Origin of the sequence: Chryseobacterium mucoviscidosis, from assembly GCF_002177115.1 — a bacterium.
Taxonomy (GTDB): domain Bacteria; phylum Bacteroidota; class Bacteroidia; order Flavobacteriales; family Weeksellaceae; genus Chryseobacterium; species Chryseobacterium mucoviscidosis.
The window spans coordinates 1-279 of record NZ_MVAG01000032.1 but is presented as its reverse complement, the minus strand read 5'-3'; the positions used below and the strand labels follow the sequence as shown (position 1 = coordinate 279).

Below are 279 nucleotides of genomic sequence, written 5' to 3'. Positions count from 1 at the left end.
TGGATCTGACTGATTTGTGGCAACTTTTTATCCCGTTGCTGATAGCCATACCGCTGGTGATGGGCTTAAGCATCCTGCTGCTGAAAAAACAGGAGGGATGATGCGCCATTTACGTAATATTTTTAATCTGGGTATCAAAGAGTTGCGCAGTCTGCTCGGTGATAAAGCGATGCTGACGCTGATTGTCTTCTCGTTTACGGTGTCGGTGTATTCGTCAGCGACCGTTACGCCAGGATCGTTGAACCTCGCGCCGATCGCCATTGCCGATATGGATCAATC

General features: G+C 48.7%; 1 protein-coding gene. It reads left to right on the top strand.

Annotated elements, in window-relative coordinates; genetic code table 11:
* Nucleotides 1-97: 97 nt before the first annotated feature.
* The coding region (locus tag B0E34_RS22600) for a hypothetical protein (protein WP_262484710.1) at nt 98-279 on the top strand (182 nt) is incomplete at its 3' end.